This is a genomic window from Streptomyces sp. 8K308, assembly GCF_004348315.1.
Taxonomy (GTDB): Bacteria; Actinomycetota; Actinomycetes; order Streptomycetales; family Streptomycetaceae; genus Streptomyces.
Window position 1 is genome coordinate 1 of the sequence record NZ_SMKC01000599.1, and the last position, 1,689, is coordinate 1,689.

Consider the following 1,689-nt stretch of genomic DNA (forward strand, 5'->3'; position numbering starts at 1 on the left):
TTGTAGGGTTCCGGTGGTCATGGCGGTGGGGAAACGCCCGGTTACATTCCGAACCCGGAAGCTAAGCCTGCCAGCGCCGATGGTACTGCATGGGGGACCGTGTGGGAGAGTAGGTCGCCGCCGGACAGTTTTTGAAAGATGGGCCCTGCCAAGGTCGTTGACCTCGGCAGGGCCCATTCTCATGTCTTTGATCGGGCACTTTGTTACCGTGGCCGCCATGAGTGGTGAAGCGCGGCTGATGTGGGACGAGGGTGTCACGCGGTACGACTTCGGCCCCGGGCACCCGATGGACCCGTTGCGGCTCGAGCTGACCATGCGGTTGGTCGAGGCTTTCGGCCTCGACCGGCACATCGAGGTCGTCGCGGCCAAGCCGGCCGGCGACGCCACCCTGCGTCTCGTGCACGAGGCCGACTACCTGGCCGCGGTGCGGCGGGCCTCGGTCGAACCATGGGACGCCGACCAGTGGATGGGGCTCGGGACGCCGGACACCCCGGCCTTCCAGGACATGCACGACGTCTCCGCGCTGATCGCCGGTCAGTCCGTCGCCGGAGTCGAGGACATCTGGCGCGGCGACGTGCGGCACGCCGTCAACTTCTCCGGCGGGCTGCACCACGCGATGCCGTCGGCCGCCTCCGGGTTCTGCGTCTACAACGACGCGGCGATCGCCATCGCCAGGCTCCTGGAGCTCGGCGCCGAGCGCGTCGCCTACCTTGACCTGGACGTGCACCACGGGGACGGCGTGCAGGCCGCGTTCTGGGACGACCCGAGGGTGTTGACCGTCTCGGTGCACGAGCACCCGCGGTTCCTCTTCCCCGGCACCGGGCGGCCCGAGGAGTCCGGCGGGCCCGCGGCGCCGGGCAGCGCGGTCAACGTGGCGCTGCCCGCCGGCACGTCCGACTCGGGCTGGCTGCGGGCGGTGCACGCGGTGGTGCCCGAGCTGCTCGCCGAGTTCCGACCCCAGGTGCTCGTGACCCAGCACGGGGCCGACACGCACTTCGAGGACCCGCTCGCCCATCTCACGCTCAGCCTCGACGCCCAGCGCGCCGCCGTTGAGGCCTGCCACGACTGGGCGCACCGGCACGCGGACGGGCGCTGGCTGGCGCTGGGCGGTGGGGGATACGCGATCGTCGACGTGGTGCCGCGGATCTGGACGCACGTCGTCGCCATCGCGGCCCATCGGCCCATCGAGCCCGAGACGTCGACCCCGGAGGAGTGGCGGTCCTTCGTGTACGCCCGCACCCGGCAGGGCGGGCCGCAGCGGATGACCGATGGGCGGCGGCCGTCCTGGCGGGGGTGGGAGGCAGGCTACGATCCGGCCAACGAGGTCGACCAGGCCGTGCTGGCCACTCGGCGGGCCGTGTTTCCGGCGCGCGGGTTGCTGCCCGAGCACTGAAGGCCGCCCGCGGGCGGGGAGTTGTGGGCGCTCGGTGGCCGTTCGCTGCGGCGGCGCTACGGCGAAACGCCCGGGGCGGCGACGCGAGCGGATGGCGCGCGCTCGCCCCAGTACGGGGACGATGTATCGACAAAACGACCCGATTCGGTCTACGTCGTCCGGAGCGTCGTGGACGGTCGTTACCACCCCGGGCTCACCGCTCGAACACGCCTTCAGCACCCCGCGCCTCGATGCCTCACAGCTGTTCCCTGGCTTCCCCACGAGCCGTTGGCCGCGGGGCGGGACGCGATCGGACG

The 1,689-nt window shown here is 71.6% G+C and carries 1 protein-coding gene and 1 rRNA gene; both read left to right on the forward strand.

Annotated elements, in window-relative coordinates; translation table 11 throughout:
* Nucleotides 1–9 precede the first annotated feature (9 nt).
* Nucleotides 10–126, forward strand: a 5S ribosomal RNA gene (gene rrf, locus E1265_RS36030).
* 91 nt (nt 127–217) lie between these two features.
* Complete coding sequence (locus E1265_RS36035) at nt 218–1,393, forward strand: acetoin utilization protein AcuC (protein ID WP_243741357.1); 1,176 nt, start codon at nt 218–220, stop codon at nt 1,391–1,393.
* Nucleotides 1,394–1,689 lie beyond the last annotated feature (296 nt).